This is a genomic window from Amycolatopsis sp. NPDC058986 (genome assembly GCF_042741125.1).
In the GTDB taxonomy this organism is placed as follows: Bacteria; Actinomycetota; Actinomycetes; order Mycobacteriales; family Pseudonocardiaceae; genus Amycolatopsis.
In genome coordinates, this window is the sequence record NZ_JBHYJW010000003.1 from 24,139 (window position 1) to 38,298 (window position 14,160).

15 protein-coding genes are annotated in these 14,160 nt (G+C 70.2%); 7 read left to right on the top strand and 8 right to left on the bottom strand.

Annotated features, from left to right (window positions below):
* Position 1 precedes the first annotated feature (1 nt).
* Positions 2–493: a methylated-DNA--[protein]-cysteine S-methyltransferase gene (locus ACFW0G_RS03710; RefSeq protein ID WP_378323162.1), complete on the top strand. Its 492-nt coding sequence runs from the start codon at positions 2–4 to the stop codon at positions 491–493.
* 87 nt (positions 494–580) lie between these two features.
* Here the strand turns inward: ACFW0G_RS03710 and ACFW0G_RS03715 are convergent, their stop codons facing one another.
* Together ACFW0G_RS03715 and ACFW0G_RS03720 are read right to left on the bottom strand one after the other, a co-directional pair.
* On the bottom strand, positions 581–1,543 hold the full coding sequence (locus ACFW0G_RS03715) for a threonine/serine dehydratase (RefSeq protein ID WP_378323163.1): 963 nt from the start codon (positions 1,541–1,543) through the stop codon (positions 581–583).
* Positions 1,544–1,698: 155 nt separating this feature from the next.
* Positions 1,699–2,568: an LLM class flavin-dependent oxidoreductase gene (locus tag ACFW0G_RS03720; RefSeq protein WP_378323164.1), complete on the bottom strand. Its 870-nt coding sequence runs from the start codon at positions 2,566–2,568 to the stop codon at positions 1,699–1,701.
* Between the two features lie 138 nt (positions 2,569–2,706).
* Here ACFW0G_RS03720 and ACFW0G_RS03725 point away from each other — a divergent pair, with 138 nt between their 5' ends.
* The 3 genes from ACFW0G_RS03725 to ACFW0G_RS03735 all read left to right on the top strand — a co-directional run bounded on the left by ACFW0G_RS03725 (position 2,707) and on the right by ACFW0G_RS03735 (position 4,496).
* Positions 2,707–2,970, top strand: coding sequence for a phosphoribosyl-ATP diphosphatase (locus tag ACFW0G_RS03725; RefSeq protein WP_013226745.1), 264 nt, complete (start codon positions 2,707–2,709; stop codon positions 2,968–2,970).
* 33 nt (positions 2,971–3,003) lie between these two features.
* Positions 3,004–3,849, top strand: coding sequence for an ATP phosphoribosyltransferase (gene hisG, locus ACFW0G_RS03730; protein ID WP_378323165.1), 846 nt, complete (start codon positions 3,004–3,006; stop codon positions 3,847–3,849).
* A 197-nt stretch (positions 3,850–4,046) separates the two neighbouring features.
* Positions 4,047–4,496, top strand: a complete 450-nt coding sequence (locus ACFW0G_RS03735; protein ID WP_378323166.1) for a MarR family transcriptional regulator — start codon at positions 4,047–4,049, stop codon at positions 4,494–4,496.
* Here ACFW0G_RS03735 and ACFW0G_RS03740 read toward each other — a convergent pair.
* From ACFW0G_RS03740 to ACFW0G_RS03750, 3 genes are all read right to left on the bottom strand, one after another.
* A complete protein-coding gene (locus ACFW0G_RS03740) occupies positions 4,493–5,425 on the bottom strand; it encodes a ParA family protein (RefSeq protein WP_378323167.1) in 933 nt (310 codons plus the stop codon). The two genes, ACFW0G_RS03735 and ACFW0G_RS03740, sit on opposite strands and share 4 nt — an antisense overlap.
* A 64-nt stretch (positions 5,426–5,489) precedes the next feature.
* Positions 5,490–6,287 (bottom strand): thioesterase family protein, encoded by a 798-nt coding sequence (locus tag ACFW0G_RS03745; RefSeq protein WP_378323168.1) that lies wholly within the window; start codon positions 6,285–6,287, stop codon positions 5,490–5,492.
* Positions 6,288–6,292: 5 nt separating this feature from the next.
* On the bottom strand, positions 6,293–7,213 hold the full coding sequence (locus tag ACFW0G_RS03750) for a RecB family exonuclease (protein WP_378323169.1): 921 nt from the start codon (positions 7,211–7,213) through the stop codon (positions 6,293–6,295).
* 141 nt (positions 7,214–7,354) lie between these two features.
* On the opposite strand from ACFW0G_RS03750, the gene ACFW0G_RS03755 reads away from it, so the two are divergent.
* Positions 7,355–8,509 carry a M50 family metallopeptidase gene (locus ACFW0G_RS03755; RefSeq protein WP_378323170.1) on the top strand — a complete coding sequence of 385 codons (1,155 nt, stop codon included), beginning with the start codon at positions 7,355–7,357 and terminating at the stop codon, positions 8,507–8,509.
* A 63-nt stretch (positions 8,510–8,572) separates the two neighbouring features.
* Positions 8,573–9,397, top strand: a complete 825-nt coding sequence (locus ACFW0G_RS03760; protein ID WP_378323430.1) for a tRNA (adenine-N1)-methyltransferase — start codon at positions 8,573–8,575, stop codon at positions 9,395–9,397.
* Between the two features lie 9 nt (positions 9,398–9,406).
* On the opposite strand, the gene ACFW0G_RS03765 is transcribed toward ACFW0G_RS03760, so the two are convergent.
* Together ACFW0G_RS03765 and ACFW0G_RS03770 are read right to left on the bottom strand one after the other, a co-directional pair.
* Positions 9,407–9,853, bottom strand: coding sequence for a hypothetical protein (locus ACFW0G_RS03765; protein ID WP_378323171.1), 447 nt, complete (start codon positions 9,851–9,853; stop codon positions 9,407–9,409).
* A gap of 16 nt (positions 9,854–9,869) precedes the next feature.
* A complete protein-coding gene (locus tag ACFW0G_RS03770; protein ID WP_378323172.1) occupies positions 9,870–10,763 on the bottom strand; it encodes a hypothetical protein in 894 nt (297 codons plus the stop codon).
* A 348-nt stretch (positions 10,764–11,111) separates the two neighbouring features.
* Here ACFW0G_RS03770 and arc point away from each other — a divergent pair, with 348 nt between their 5' ends.
* Complete coding sequence (gene arc, locus ACFW0G_RS03775; protein WP_378323173.1) at positions 11,112–12,914, top strand: proteasome ATPase; 1,803 nt, start codon at positions 11,112–11,114, stop codon at positions 12,912–12,914.
* A gap of 224 nt (positions 12,915–13,138) precedes the next feature.
* Here the strand turns inward: arc and ACFW0G_RS03780 are convergent, their stop codons facing one another.
* Positions 13,139–14,071: a DMT family transporter gene (locus tag ACFW0G_RS03780; RefSeq protein WP_378323174.1), complete on the bottom strand. Its 933-nt coding sequence runs from the start codon at positions 14,069–14,071 to the stop codon at positions 13,139–13,141.
* Positions 14,072–14,160: the final 89 nt, after the last annotated feature.

Below are 14,160 nucleotides of genomic sequence, written 5' to 3' on the forward strand. Positions count from 1 at the left end.
CATGCGTTCCCATACCGTGGTCGACAGTCCCTGCGGCCCGCTGACCCTCGTCGCCGAGGGCGACGCGCTCTGCGGGCTCTACATGGAGCGGCAACGGCATCGCCCCGACGAGACCACCTTCGGCCGGAGCGACCCCGGCGCCGAGATCTTCGCTCGCACCGAGGCCGAGCTGAAGGAGTATTTCGCGGGACAGCGCCACGAATTCACCCTCCCGCTCAGCTTCGGCGGGACCTCGTTCCAGCGGCTGGTCTGGACCGCGCTGTGCGACATCCCGTACGGCGAGACCCGGTCCTACGGCCAGCTCGCCGACCTCCTCGGCAAGCCGTCGGCGTCCCGTGCGGTCGGCCTGGCGAACGGGAAGAACCCGATCGGCATCATCGTGCCGTGCCATCGCGTGGTCGGTGCCAACGGCTCGCTCACCGGGTACGGCGGCGGCCTGGACCGCAAGCGCTACCTGCTCGACTTCGAGCAGGAACACGGCACACTGTTCTGAGCCGGACGGGCTCACGCGGCCCGGACGACGCAGCTGGGGCACGGCCTGCACCCCGTGCGGGTGGTCGGTGAGTTCGGCGTCGTCCGGTTACCGATGAACCCAGCGGTGATAGGCAGCCAGGTCGACGTTGCTGCCGCAGATCACGGTGACGACGTGACGGCCTTCGAAACGGTCGCGGTCTTCCAGGATGGCGGCGACGCCGAGAGCTGCTGAGGGTTCGACGACCAGGCCCGTGTGTTCCAGGAGCAGCCGCATGCCCGTGATGATCGACGACTCGCGGACAAGGACGGCGTCGTCGGCCACCACGAGGAGGTCGTCCAGGACGTCTGGAATGGGGAACCGCCCGGCGACGCCGTCGGCGATGGTGTCGGCCGACTCGGTGGTGACGACGCGGCGCTCGTGCCACGAGCGGGTCAACGCCGGCGCTCCGATGGGCTGCACGCAGATCACCTCGGCTCCCGGTACGAAGGTCTTCAGGACGTAGCCCACGCCGGTGGCCATCGCCCCGCCACCGAGGGCGATCAGAACAGCGTCGAACGTGGATTCCCCGCCCGCCAGCTCGAGGCCGATCGTCGCGGCGCCCTCACATGTCTCGATGTCCAGACTGTCTTCCAGCAACCGGATGCCGCGCTCGTGCGCGATACGCGCAGCTCGCTCGCGGGCCATTTCGAAGTCGCCGTCCACCAGTTCCAGTTCCGCGCCCAGCGCGCGGATCCGATCAAGCTTGGCAACGGGTGCCCGCACGGATGCCACCACCGTCACGTCGAGGCCGCGGCGGCGACCCGACCAGGCAAGCGCCTGGCCGAGATTGCCGGCGCTGGCGCACACCACGGCGGTCCGGCCCTGTTCGGTGAGCAGGCTGGCAACGAGCTCGGTACCCCGGGCCTTGAAGCTGCGCACCGGGTTCGCCGTTTCCAGCTTGATGCTCACAGTGCAGCCGAGGTGGCGTCCCAGCGCATCACACCGGTACATCGGGGTGTTCAGGTACATGGGGTCGATCACGCGGTGGGCCGCATGGATCCGATCGAGATCAAGACGCGTGGTGAGCACGCCGGGATCGTATTCGGCAAACGTGCGGTACGGAGGCGTATCTACATCGGCTGAGCGGGGTGGAGCCGAGTCCCGGTTTTCTGCTCGATGCTCGCCGAGAGGTCGTTCCGTTCTTGCCACGCTTGCACGCGAGCCGGGGGAGGGCGGAGGATCGGTCACCAGGCGGGCGGGCCCTGGTCGATGCGGCGCAGCACGGGCGTGAGGCGGTCGAACTCGTCGCCGGTCTGGAGATGCCGTTCGTCCCACCAGGTGGCACCGGCCTCGGCCAGCGGCGCGATCCGGTCGCGTGCCTCGGCCGGGTCGCCCGGGGTGGCGCCGCCGAGGACGATCTCGAAGGGATCGGCGACTCGGTCCTCGCGATGCTGCCGGACGTAGCCGACCAGATCCTGGACCTGATCGAGTGGTGGGATCACGCCGTGCCCCGCGGCGGTGAACAGGGGAGCCACGCCGTCCCAGCGCGCGGCCCGGCGGAACGGCCTGCGGTTCGGCCAGATCCCGGCGACCCAGACCGGCGGACGAGGGCGCTGCACCGACGCGGGCAGCAGGGTCACGTCCTCGACGGTGTAGTGCCGTCCGCGATGGTTCACCGGCTCACCCGACCAGTAACGGTCCAGCAGCCCCAGGCTCTCGTCGAGACGCTCCGCCAGCAGGACCGGGTCGGTCTCGTCGCCGAAGCTGCCGAACTCGTCCTTGATCGGCCCGCCGAGACCGGCGCCGAACACCACCCGCCCACCACTGAGATGGTCGAGCGTGGCGACCTGCCGGGCGAGCTGCTCCGGGCGCCGCCCGGGGACGGGGGTGACCAGCGTGCCGAGCCGGATACGCGAGGTCGCGAGTGCCGCCGCGGTCAGCAGCATCCACGGCTCCCCGAAGGGCTGCCCTTGACGCTTGTCCTTGTCGTGCACCACGTGATCCCACAGGAACAGCCCGTCCCAGCCCGCTTGCTCGGCGGCCTCGGCCACGGTCACGACGGCCCTCGGATCGGCGAAGTCCCCGAAGTTCGGGATGTTGATCGAGAAGCGCATGTCCGCATGGTCCAGCACCCGGCGGCTCCGGCAAACCGAATTAGCCGCCGCGGGTCCGGCCCCGGCGGTGTGACATCGGCGGCACGCGGACGGCCCGGAGCGGCGGGCCCGGGGCGGGGATGGAAGGATCTGCAGATCGTGAAGACCTTCGATGAGCTGTTCGCCGAGCTTGCCGAGCGCGCGCGTACCCGTCCCGACGGTTCCGGCACCGTCGTCGCACTCGACGCGGGCGTCCACGCGCAGGGCAAGAAGGTTCTCGAGGAGGCGGGCGAGGTGTGGATCGCCGCCGAGCACGAGTCCGACGAGCGCCTCGCCGAGGAGATCTCCCAGCTGCTGTACCGGGTGCAGGTGCTCATGCTCGGCAGGGGCCTCTCGACCGAGGACGTGTACCGCTACCTGTGACGCCTTCGCGCGCCGAATCCGAGGAGAACCGAAATGCTGCGTGTCGCCGTGCCGAACAAGGGAGCCCTCGCCGCCGCCGCGGCCGAGATGCTCAGCGAGGCGGGGTACCGCAAGCGGCATGAGGCGCGTGACCTGACAGTGCTCGACACGGTCAACGACGTCGAGTTCTTCTTCCTGCGCCCCAAGGACATCGCGATCTACGTCGGTTCCGGCGAACTCGACCTCGGCATCACCGGCCGGGACCTCGCCCTGGATTCCGGCGCTCCGGTCGAGGAGATCCTCGGGCTGGGCTTCGGCGGGTCGACCTTCCGCTACGCCGCCCCGGCCGGACGCGACTGGAAACCCGAGGACCTGCAAGGGAAGCGGCTCGCGACGTCGTACCCGCGCCTGGTTCGCGACGATCTCAAGCGCCACGGTGTGGAGGCGGAGGTCATCCGGCTCGACGGCGCGGTCGAGATCTCGATCCAGCTCGGGGTCGCCGACGCGATCGCCGACGTCGTCGAATCGGGACGTTCGCTGCGCCAGCACAACCTCGTCGCGTTCGGCGACCCGATCTGTGTGTCCGAGGCGGTGCTGTTGCAGCGCAGGGGTGCCGCCGGAGCGAAAGCGAAGTCGCAGCTGGCCGCGCGGCTGCAGGGCGTGGTGTTCGCCCAGCACTACATGATGCTGGACTACGACTGCCCGCGGTCGCTGCTGGACCGCGCCATCGCGATCACCCCGGGCCTGGAGTCGCCGACCGTCGCTCCGCTCGCCGACGCGGACTGGGTCGCGGTGCGCGCGATGGTGCCGCGCAAGGAGGTCAACCGGATCATGGACGAGCTGGCCGAGGCCGGCGCGAAGGCAGTGCTGGCCTCGGACATCCGCTCCTGCCGGTTGTGAGCCCGGCGCCTCAGCAGCAGAGCTGGGGCGCTGACTGTCCACTTTGTTCTGTTTGGTGGATTCATGTCGCCAGTGTGCGGCTTCGGTGACAGCTCCGGAACCGCTGGACGGAGCTCCGCGCGTGCCCCTCGGCGGGGCGCCGGAGCTTCGTCCACGTGCTTGACCTCCACCAACCTGGAGCTTCCAGGATGGTGGACATGAAGAACTACACGCGGGAACAGCTGGCCGCGCAGCCGATCGGGTACTGGAGCGGTGCCGCGTACCGGGCCGTGGTCGGCCGGATTCGCGCCGAACTGGCGACAGAGAACCTGACCCAGCCGCACTGGTGGACACTCAACCACGTCGCGGGCGACCCCGGCGGCTGGAACCGGGAGCGGCTGACCGCACGGCTTTCCCCGTTCGACGACCAGGAGACCGACTTCGCGGCGGTGTTCGACAACCTGGCCGGCCGGGGCTGGCTCGCCGAGGAAGCCGGAACACTGACGCTCACCGAGGCGGGGCGTGCCGGGCTCGCACGGGCCCGGGAGCACACCGCCAGGGCCCACGTTCAGACGCATCTCGGCATCACGACCGACGAGTACGTCGCGGCACTGAACGTGCTGCGCCGGATGATCGAGAATCTCGGCGGTGACTCCGACCTGCCTTAGCGGGGGCGCGGGGGCTTCTTCGGCATGAGGTCGTAGAGCTTCTTCCTCGCGCCGTTGTCGTTGTGGTTGCGGGCAACGGCGACCTCGGAGATGAAGTCCTCGAAGACGAACTCCTCCTCCGCGGGCTCGATCGGGCCGGGGTTCTGCGCGAGATAGCCGTCCAGCGTCTCGGCGATTTCCCGGAACGACACCGCCTGCAGGGTTTCCGGCGCGTATGTCGTCACCGGGACGCCGTTCGCGGCGGCCTCGTTCATCACCACGCCGAGCGGGATGTGCGAGAGCATCGGGATGCCGAAGTTGTACATCTCCTGCAGCGCCGCCGCGGCGTAGTGCGAGATCGGCCGCCGGTAGAGCCCGGGAACCAGGCCGTACCAGGCGATCGGCTGCCGCCCGACGGTCTGTTCGACGTAGCGCACCTGGTCACCGAGCAACCGCAGCGCGCGGATACTGGTCTTGTCCGGCTGCACCGGCACCAGGATCCCGTGCGACGCGGCGAGCGCGTTGTTGGTCAGCACGTCGAGCGCGGGCGGGCAGTCGATGATGACGTGGTCGTAGTTCGCGAACTGGATGACCCTGGCCAGCTGCCAGCCGGGCACCCGGAACTGGTCGAGCCGCCGGATCAGGTCGAACATCCCCGGCGACGTCGGGATGACGTCGAACGCGCCGCCGCGGCCGAGGTTGCTGCGCGGGTGCGCGACGACGAGTTCCTCCAGCGGGCCCTTCCACAGCTTGGTGAGCGCCTTGGCCAGGCTCGGCGCGTCCACCGGTACCTCGGACAGGCCGAGCATCTCGGTGGTGGCATGCCCCTGCGGGTCCAGGTCGATGAGCAGCACCCGGCGGCCCCGCTCCGCCAGCGCGGCCGCGGCGCCGACGCTCAGCGAGGTCTTGCCGACCCCGCCCTTCTGGTTGACCACCGAGGTGATCTGCATGCCGGAGCGCTCCCTTGTCCCGTCGTTCCGCGAAGGTTATTGGATCCCGTGCCTTCGCGCCCAGCTATCCGCCTCCGGCCTGTCGCGGCCGGACCAGCAGGGCCTGCGCGCCGGTGGCGACCGGACCGGCGCCGTCGTGCAGCGTACTCGTGGCGGTGCCGACCCCGTGGGGACCGACGACGGTGGCCGCGTCGAGCCCGATCCATTCGCCCGCCGGTGGGCGGCGTACGTGCACCGTGAGTTCGGAGTTGATGAACCACCAGCGGTCCAGCGGCAGGAAGTTCGACACGCCGTTGCCGGAGTCGGCCACGGTGAACAGACGCTGCAGCGCGCTCGGCTCCTCGCCGTCGACGAGCGGGAGCCGTTGCCGCACCCACACCGCGGCGGGGCCGGGCTCGGTCGCCCCGCCCCGGATCGTGCGCCATTCCATCGCCTCGAGATAGCCGCCCTGCCAGCCCGGCGGCCACGGCGCCTCCTCGCAGTCCTCCGGCGGCGGGAGCGGGGCGACGTCGCCGGTGGCGACCGCGGCGGTGTCCGACGTCGCGATCCGCCATGCCGAGGCCCGCGCGATCACCTTGTCCCCGGCGGCGAGTTCCGCGCCCAGCAGTTCGACGGACCGGCCGGGCCGGTCGAGCCACGAGCGCACGGACAGCTCCGCCGCCACCGGCGCCGGGCCGAGGATCTCGACGGTGATCCTGGCGAGCAGCCCGGGATGCGAGCCCGTTTCGGCCGCTTCGAGCGCACGCACGAGCAACGCCGAAGGCGGGCCGAAGTGCTGCGAATCCGGTGACCACGGTCCCGCGGTGTGCGGGGTCGCCTGCAGCCGGCCGTCGGGCAGCGGGAGGTAGAACGCGTCCGCCATCGCTGTCAGTCCGCCCTGTCCAGCGCGGTCTCTTCGCCGGCGTCCGGCTCCGGCCAGCCAGGGTAGGGCGGCGGTGTCCCGCCGTACTCCGGGCAGTGCGCCTGGTGATCGCACCAGCCGCACAGCTTGCTCGGGTTCGGCCGGAAGTCCCCGGTCTTGCCCGCCTTGAGAATGGCCTGCCAGATGGCTTCCAGCGTCCGTTCGAACCGCACCAGCTCGGCCTCGTCCGGCGTGTAGGCCAGCGACTGGCCGTCGGTGAGGTACATCAGCTTGAGCTGGCGGGGCACGACGCCGCGCAGCCGCCACAGCACGACCGCGTAGAACTTCATCTGGAACATGGCTTTGGCTTCGCCGATCTCGCGCGGCGCCGCCCCGGTCTTGTAGTCGACGACCCGGATCTCGCCGGTGGGGGCGACGTCGACCCGGTCGATGTAGCCCCGCAGCAGCACGCCGGAGCCCAGCTCGATCTCGACGTGCAGCTCGCACGCTTCGGGTTCCAGCCGTCGCGGGTCTTCGAGGCCGAAGTAGGCGTCGATGAGCTTCTCGGCCGAGGCGAGCCAGTCCGACGTCTCCTCGGCGTTCTCGCCTTCGAACAGCTCCGTCCACTCCGGACGGTCGGCGGACAGCTCCGTCCACGCCGGTTCGAGCAGTTCCTTCGCACGGGGGGCCACCCGGTCCGCTGCGGGCAACGCGAAGAGCCGCTCCAGCACCGAATGCACGAGCGTGCCCCGCAGCTGGGCCTTGCTGGGCACCTCCGGCAGCCGGTCGACCGCGCGGAACCGGTAGAGCAGCGGGCACTGTTTGAAGTCACTCGCCCGGGACGGGGACAGCGCGGGCCGTCTGCGCGGCGGGGTGCCGGCAGCCGCCCCGGATGCCGCCGCCGCGGTGGGGAGCACGTCAGTTGTGACCGTCTCGGTGTCGGGCATGGGCAGAGCGTAGCGCCGGGCACCGACAGTCCCGGCGTGCGAAACGCGTCGGCGGGGCTCGGGCGCGAATGAGCGACACCACCCGTCCCGGGGGCACCCGGATCACCGCGTCCCCACACCACGGGCCTTACGCTGCGAGGTATGTCGGCGACCAGCCAGCACGGCGCAGGGCCCTCTCGCACCGTCTCGACCCCGGAGGGCGGGTTGCTGCTGTTCCGGGTGGCCGGCGTTCCCGTGCTGCTCGCCCCGTCGTGGTGGATCGGCTCGCTGATCGTGGTCGTGCTGTACGCGCCGCTGGTCGGGCGGCTGCTGCCGGAGGCGTCGACACTGACCTCGTGGCTGCTGGCCGCGGCGTTCGCGGTCCTGCTGGGCCTGTCGGTGCTGGCACACGAACTCGGCCACACCGTCGTCGCCCTCCGCCTGGGGATCCCGGTCCGCCGGGTCCGGTTGTTCCTGCTGGGTGGGCTCGCGGAGGTGGCGCGGACGCCCCGGCGGCCCGGCCAGGAGGGGCTCGTCGCGGCCGCGGGGCCGATCGTGTCCTTGCTGCTCGGCGGGTTCTGCGCGCTGCTGCTGTTCGCGGTCCCGGACGGTCCGGTGTGGCTGCTCGTCGCGGAGTGCTCGGTGGCGAACTTCGCGGTCGGGGTGTTCAACCTCCTGCCGGGCCTGCCGCTCGACGGCGGGCGGCTGGTGCGTGCGGGGGTGTGGGCCGTGACCGGCGCCAGGGCCAAGGGCACCCGCGCCGCCGTCGCCGGTGGAGCCGTGGTGGCCACGGCGTTGCTGGTCTGGGCGATGTGGGGCCTGGCGACCGGCAGCGAGGACCGCTGGCTGCGGCTCGGCGTCTGCGTGATCACCGCGTGGTTCGTGATCCTCGGCGCCCGCGCCGAACTCGCGGCGGAGACCCGGCGCAGCTGGCCGGACGGGCTCGTGCTGAGCGAGCTGGTCCGCCCGGTGCTCCAGCTGCCCGCGGAGAGCCCGGTGTCGGACGCGCTGGCGGCTTCGGCGGGTCGCGGGGTGGTGCTGGTCCGGGCGGACGGCGTCGCGGCCGGACTGCTCGACGAGTCCGCGGCCGAACAGCTCGCGGGGACGTCTCCGCACGCGCCCGCCGAACTCGCCGCCGAGCCGATCCGCGCCGAGACCGTGCTGCTCGCCTCCGAACCGGGGGAGGAGATCGCCGAGCGGGTCAGGGAAACCCCGGCCTGGCAGTTCCTCGTGGTCGACGACGAAGGCCGTCCGGCGGGTGTGCTCCGGCGCGAAGACCTGCGCGCGGCACTGAGCCGTGGCAGGCACCCAGCGTGATGCCCGGCGAGACCACCTGCGAAGATCTCTCCTCGGTAATGCGGTGTGAGCGTGGAGGATCAGTTGTCGGTCAGCGGACCGTTTCGTGCAGGTGACCGGGTTCAGCTGACCGATTCGAAGGGGCGGCACTACACGATCACGCTCGCCGACGGCGGGGAGTACCACACGCACCGGGGCGCGCTGGCGCACGACGAGCTGATCGGCAAGCCCGAGGGTTCGGTCGTGACGTCGACGGGCGGCAGCGGATACCTGGCGCTGCGCCCGCTGCTGCCGGACTACGTGCTGTCGATGCCGCGCGGCGCGCAGGTCATCTACCCGAAGGACGCCGCGCAGATCGTCATGTGGGGCGACATCTTCCCCGGCGCGCGGGTGCTGGAAGCAGGCGCGGGTTCCGGCGCGCTGACCTGCTCGCTGCTGCGCGCGGTCGGCCCCGAAGGCCAGGTGTCGTCCTACGAGATCCGGGACGACCACGCCGAACACGCCGAGCGCAACGTCGTCAAGTTCTTCGGGGAGAAACCGGACAACTGGTCGCTCACGGTTGCCGACCTCGCCACGCACACCGGCGAGGTGGACCGCGTCGTACTGGACATGCTGGCCCCGTGGGAGCAGTTGCCCAACGTCGCCGCGCATCTGGTTCCCGGCGGGGTGCTGACCGTCTACGTCGCCACCGTGACCCAGCTGTCGCGGGTGACGGAAGCCTTGCGGGAACAGCAGTGCTGGACCGAGCCGCAGTCGTGGGAGTCGCTGATCCGGCCGTGGCACGTCGTCGGCCTCGCCGTCCGCCCCGACCACCGGATGGTCGCGCACACCGCGTTCCTGCTCACCGCGCGCAGGCTCGCCGACGGGACGCTGTCGCCGCGCGTCCACCGCAGGCCGAGCAAGGGCTGACCCGGCGGTTCAGCCGGGGACACACCAGCGGCCGTCCAGTTTGTGCAGCGGGAACGGCGTGTCCTTGATCCCGGCCGAGCCCTCGACGTGCACGACGACCGTCGCCGACTCGCCGCGGATGTCCGGTGCCTTCGGCAGTGTCGCGGTGACCTCGCCCGCGGTGTCCCAGGTGCGCTGGAGGTTGGCCAGCGCTTCGGCGGTCTGCGTGCGGCAGGTGAGTTTGCCGTAGGCGGCCGAGTCGTGCCGGGTGATGGCGTCCGCGATGGCCCTGGCCGCGACGTTCACCGCGGCGACGTCCGCCTCGGGCGGAGTGCGGGACGTCGGCGCCGGCGGCGCGGCCGGTGCCGGCGTGGGCGCGGGGTCGGAGCCGGACGGCGCGATGAGCAGCAGCCCGAGCACCGCCCCGGCGACCACCGCGCCGAGCAGCACCGATCCGGCGACCAGCTGGCGTTTCACCGCGGCGGCGGCCTCGTCACTTCTTGTCCGCCTTGACTTCCGACAGGCACCAGACCTCGGACTCCTTGTTCGCGGTGAATGTGCCTTCCGCGGTCTTGCCGTTCGGTGTGGCCCGGTACCGTGCGGTCGCTTTCTGGCCGTCCTGGCTGATGACGGCGGGGGAGGTCAGCTCGACCTGGACCTTGTCGAGGTCGATCGGCTTGCCGTTGGTGTTGGCCCGGCAGACCCGGGTCTCCAGCGACTTCCCGTCGCCGGCGAGGTAGTCGGAAACGACCGCGTCGAACAGCTCCTGCGGGTTGCCCTTGCCGCCGGGAGCGGGGCCGGTGGCGGGCTTCGAGCTGGACGCGCTCGGCGAACTCGACCTGCTCGCGCTGGGGAAAGAGGACTTCGGCGCGGAGGTCTGCGGTGGGGGCGCGGCCTGGCTGCTCGAGGGCGGCGCCGCAGTGGTGTTCTTGTCGTCGCCGCTGTTCAGCGCGAGGACGAGGGCGGTCACCCCACCACCGACGAGGACCACGGCGCCGATCGCGATACCGACGATGAGCCCGGTCTTCTTCTTGGGCGGCGGTGTTTCGCCGTAGCCGCCCTGCGGGTACGCGTCGAATCCACCGTAGGGATCGCCGTGGCCGGGTTGCTGACCGTACGGATCCGGCTGGCCGAACTGCTGCGTCCCACCGGGATAGCCGGGCTGCGGCTGCGGACCGGACTGCGGGTACCCGCCCTGCGGCGGCTGCCCGTAGGGTGCAGGCTGGCCGAACTGCTGTGTCTCACCGGGATACGCGCCGGGTTGCTGGTGCGGACCGGACTGCGGGTACCCGCCGTACTGCTGCTGCCCGTACGGGTCGGGCTGCTGCTGCCCGTAGTGACCGGGCTGCTGGCCGTAGCCGCCGGGCTGCTGCGGCGGGTAGGTCATGACTCGTCCCCCTAGTGCTGTCGCGAAAGGCCAGGCCACCGGTCCGGTGTGCGTCCGCCCGATGCTAGCCACCCTGCCCCGTCCCCGCGCTGTTAGGGCGGAACCGGCCGGGAGGGACCGGTTTGACGCGACCGAGGGCGGGTACTTCGCCGTTGCTCGCTTCGCGCGACACGCCAGGCCGTGGCGCAGCGCGGCCACCGGACACCGAAATGGCCGCTTGCGCTGGGGGAATGTCCGTGCTGAGTGAGTGAAGAAACCGCGACGCGCCGATCTTGTGATGCGGAAAGGCCTTTTATTGTCGGTGATCGCCGGTACCGTGGAATGAAAAGCACTCCGAGGAGGTGCCCGATGCATCATGACCTTCCCGGAGGTCGGCGCGAGGAGGCCGACCCTTCAGAAGCGACCGGAGCCCCGGCGACGGCGAGTGAGCAGGCACGACAGATCCGTTTTCTCGAAGAGGAAGTGGCGCTGCTGCGTCGCAAGCTGACCGATTCGCCGCGGCAGAATCGCGTACTCGAGCAACGTCTCGCAGAGGCGTCGGAACGGGTGAGCCAGCTCACCGAGCGCAATACGAAACTGGTCGAAACCCTCCGCGAGGCCCGTGGCCAGCTGCTGGCACTGCGGGAAGAGGTCGACAGGCTGGCACAGCCGCCGAGTGGATACGGCGTGTTCGTGACCGCCTACGAGGACAACACGGTGGACGTCTACACCGCGGGCCGCAAGATGCGGGTCTCGGTGTCGCCCGCGGTCGAGATCGCCTCGCTGCGCCGTGGTCAGGCGTTGCGGCTCAACGAGGCACTGACCGTCGTCGAAGGCGGCGGTTACGAACGCACCGGCGAAGTGTGCGCACTGCGCGAGGTGCTGGCGGCGGAGGAGGAAGGCGGAAGCGCGCGCGCTCTCGTCGTCGGGCATGCGGACGAGGAGCGGGTCGTCCTGCTGTCGGATCTGCTGGCCGAGCAGACGCTCAAGCCGGGTGACTCGCTGCTGGTCGACTCCAAGGCCGGGTACGCCTACGAACGGGTGCCGAAGGCCGAGGTCGAGGATCTCGTGCTGGAGGAGGTGCCGGACGTTCGCTACGAGGACATCGGTGGTCTCACCCGGCAGATCGAGCAGATCAGGGACGCGGTCGAACTGCCGTTCCTGCACGCGGATCTGTACCAGGAGTACCAGTTGCGGCCGCCGAAGGGCGTCCTGCTCTACGGTCCGCCCGGCTGCGGTAAGACGCTCATCGCCAAGGCGGTGGCGAACTCGCTGGCCAAGAAGGTGGCCGAGGCGCGGGGCGACTCCGCGGACGGGAAGTCGTACTTCCTGAACATCAAGGGTCCCGAGCTGCTCAACAAGTTCGTGGGCGAGACCGAGCGGCACATCCGGCTGATCTTCCAGCGGGCCAGGGAAAAGGCCTCCGAGGGCACCCCGGTGATCGTGTTCTTCGACGAGATGGACTCGATCTTCCGCACCCGCGGCAGCGGTGTGTCGTCGGACGTCGAGACCACGATCGTTCCCCAGCTGCTGTCGGAGATCGACGGTGTGGAAGGGCTGGAGAACGTCATCGTGATCGGCGCCTCCAACCGCGAGGACATGATCGACCCGGCGATCCTGCGGCCCGGCAGGCTCGACGTGAAGATCAAGATCGAGCGGCCGGACGCCGAGGGCGCGAAGGACATCTTCTCCAAGTACCTGGCCGAGGGCCTGCCGATCCACGCCGACGACCTCGCCGAGTTCGGCGGGGACCACAAGGCGACGTTCGACGCGATGATCCAGCACACCGTCGAGCGGATGTACGAGGAGAGCGACGACAACCGGTTCCTGGAGGTCACCTACGCCAACGGGGACAAGGAAGTCCTGTACTTCCGGGACTTCAACTCGGGCGCGATGATCCAGAACATCGTGGACAGGGCGAAGAAGTCGGCGATCAAGTCGGTGCTGGAGACCAAACAGCCCGGCCTGCGCGTGCAGCACCTGCTGGACGCGATAGTCGACGAGTTCGCGGAGAACGAGGACCTGCCCAACACCACCAACCCGGACGACTGGGCCCGGATCTCCGGCAAGAAGGGCGAGCGGATCGTCTACATCCGCACGCTCGTCACCGGCAAGAACCAGGATTCCGGCCGGGCGATAGACACCGCGACGAACACGGGTCAGTACCTCTGACGACGGATCGCCGGACTGTGGGGCACCGGGCTTCCGGTGCCCCACTCGATCTTCGGTGCCGCCTGTTCGGCGGCACGCCTTCCCGGTCGGCGATCATCGTCATCGCTTCTGGGGGCCAAGCCCCCAGACCCCTGCCGGGGGCACGCCCCCGGACCCCCATCCGCGTGGCTCGATTGGTTCGTATGCTGACACGTTGAGTCCACAGTCGTGTCGGCACTGTCTTGTCAGCGGCCTGGGTTCGCGGCCACCGCCTCCGGCTCGGCGACGTTCTTGTGGCGCGGCCGCAGCCTGCCGTGCGCGGCGAGGATGCCGAGCACGACGAGCACGGCGCCCACCGGCTGGTTCCAGCTGAGCGGTTCGTCGAGCACCACGATTCCGAGCAGCACGCCGACAACGGGTGTGAGGTAGGTCACTGCCGACGCGTTGGCGGCGCCCCACGCGGCGATGATCGAGGCGTTCCAGACGTAGGCGATCCCGGTGCCGAACACGCCGAGCGCGAGCATGCTGAGCACGACCGCGAGGCTCAGGTGCACCGGCGTACTCGCGACGACGGGCACGAGCAGTCCGAGAATCACCGTGGCGAAGGCGGTTTGCCCGAACGCGATGGTCACCGGGTCGATGCCGCGCGGGGACACGAACCGGCGCATGTAGACGAACGAGCAGCCGTAGCACGTCGTCGCACCGAGGCACGCGAGTTGCGCGGTGAGCTGGTGTGAGACGTCGATGCCCTGCCACACGCCGACGATGGTGAGCACGCCGAGGAAACCGAGCAGCAGCCCCAGGATCCGGGGCGGGGTCAGCCGTTCCGTACGCAGCGCGGCCGCGGCGATGAGCATCGTGATGAGTGGCGTCGTGGCGTTGAAGATGCTGGCCAGCCCGGAGGAAATGTACTGCTCGGCCCAGGAGAACAGCAGAAACGGGATGACGCACAGCAGGACGGCGACGACCGCGAGGTGGCCCCACAACGCCGGGTCACGGGGGAGTGGCCTACGGCGGAGGAGCAGCACCGCGAGCAGAGCCAGTGCGCCGAACCCGGCTCTCGCCAGCGCCACCTGCGCGGGGGCGAGACCGGTGAGACCGACCTTGATGAACAGGAAACTCGCGCCCCACACCGTCGCCAGCAGCGCGAACCGCGCGGCGATGCCGAAACGTCCCACCAGACCTCCCGCTTCGTGACTTCTCGCGGTCAGTCAACGATCTTCAGGCGGTTACTGGCGAGTGGTTTTCGGACATCACGCTGGTCGGC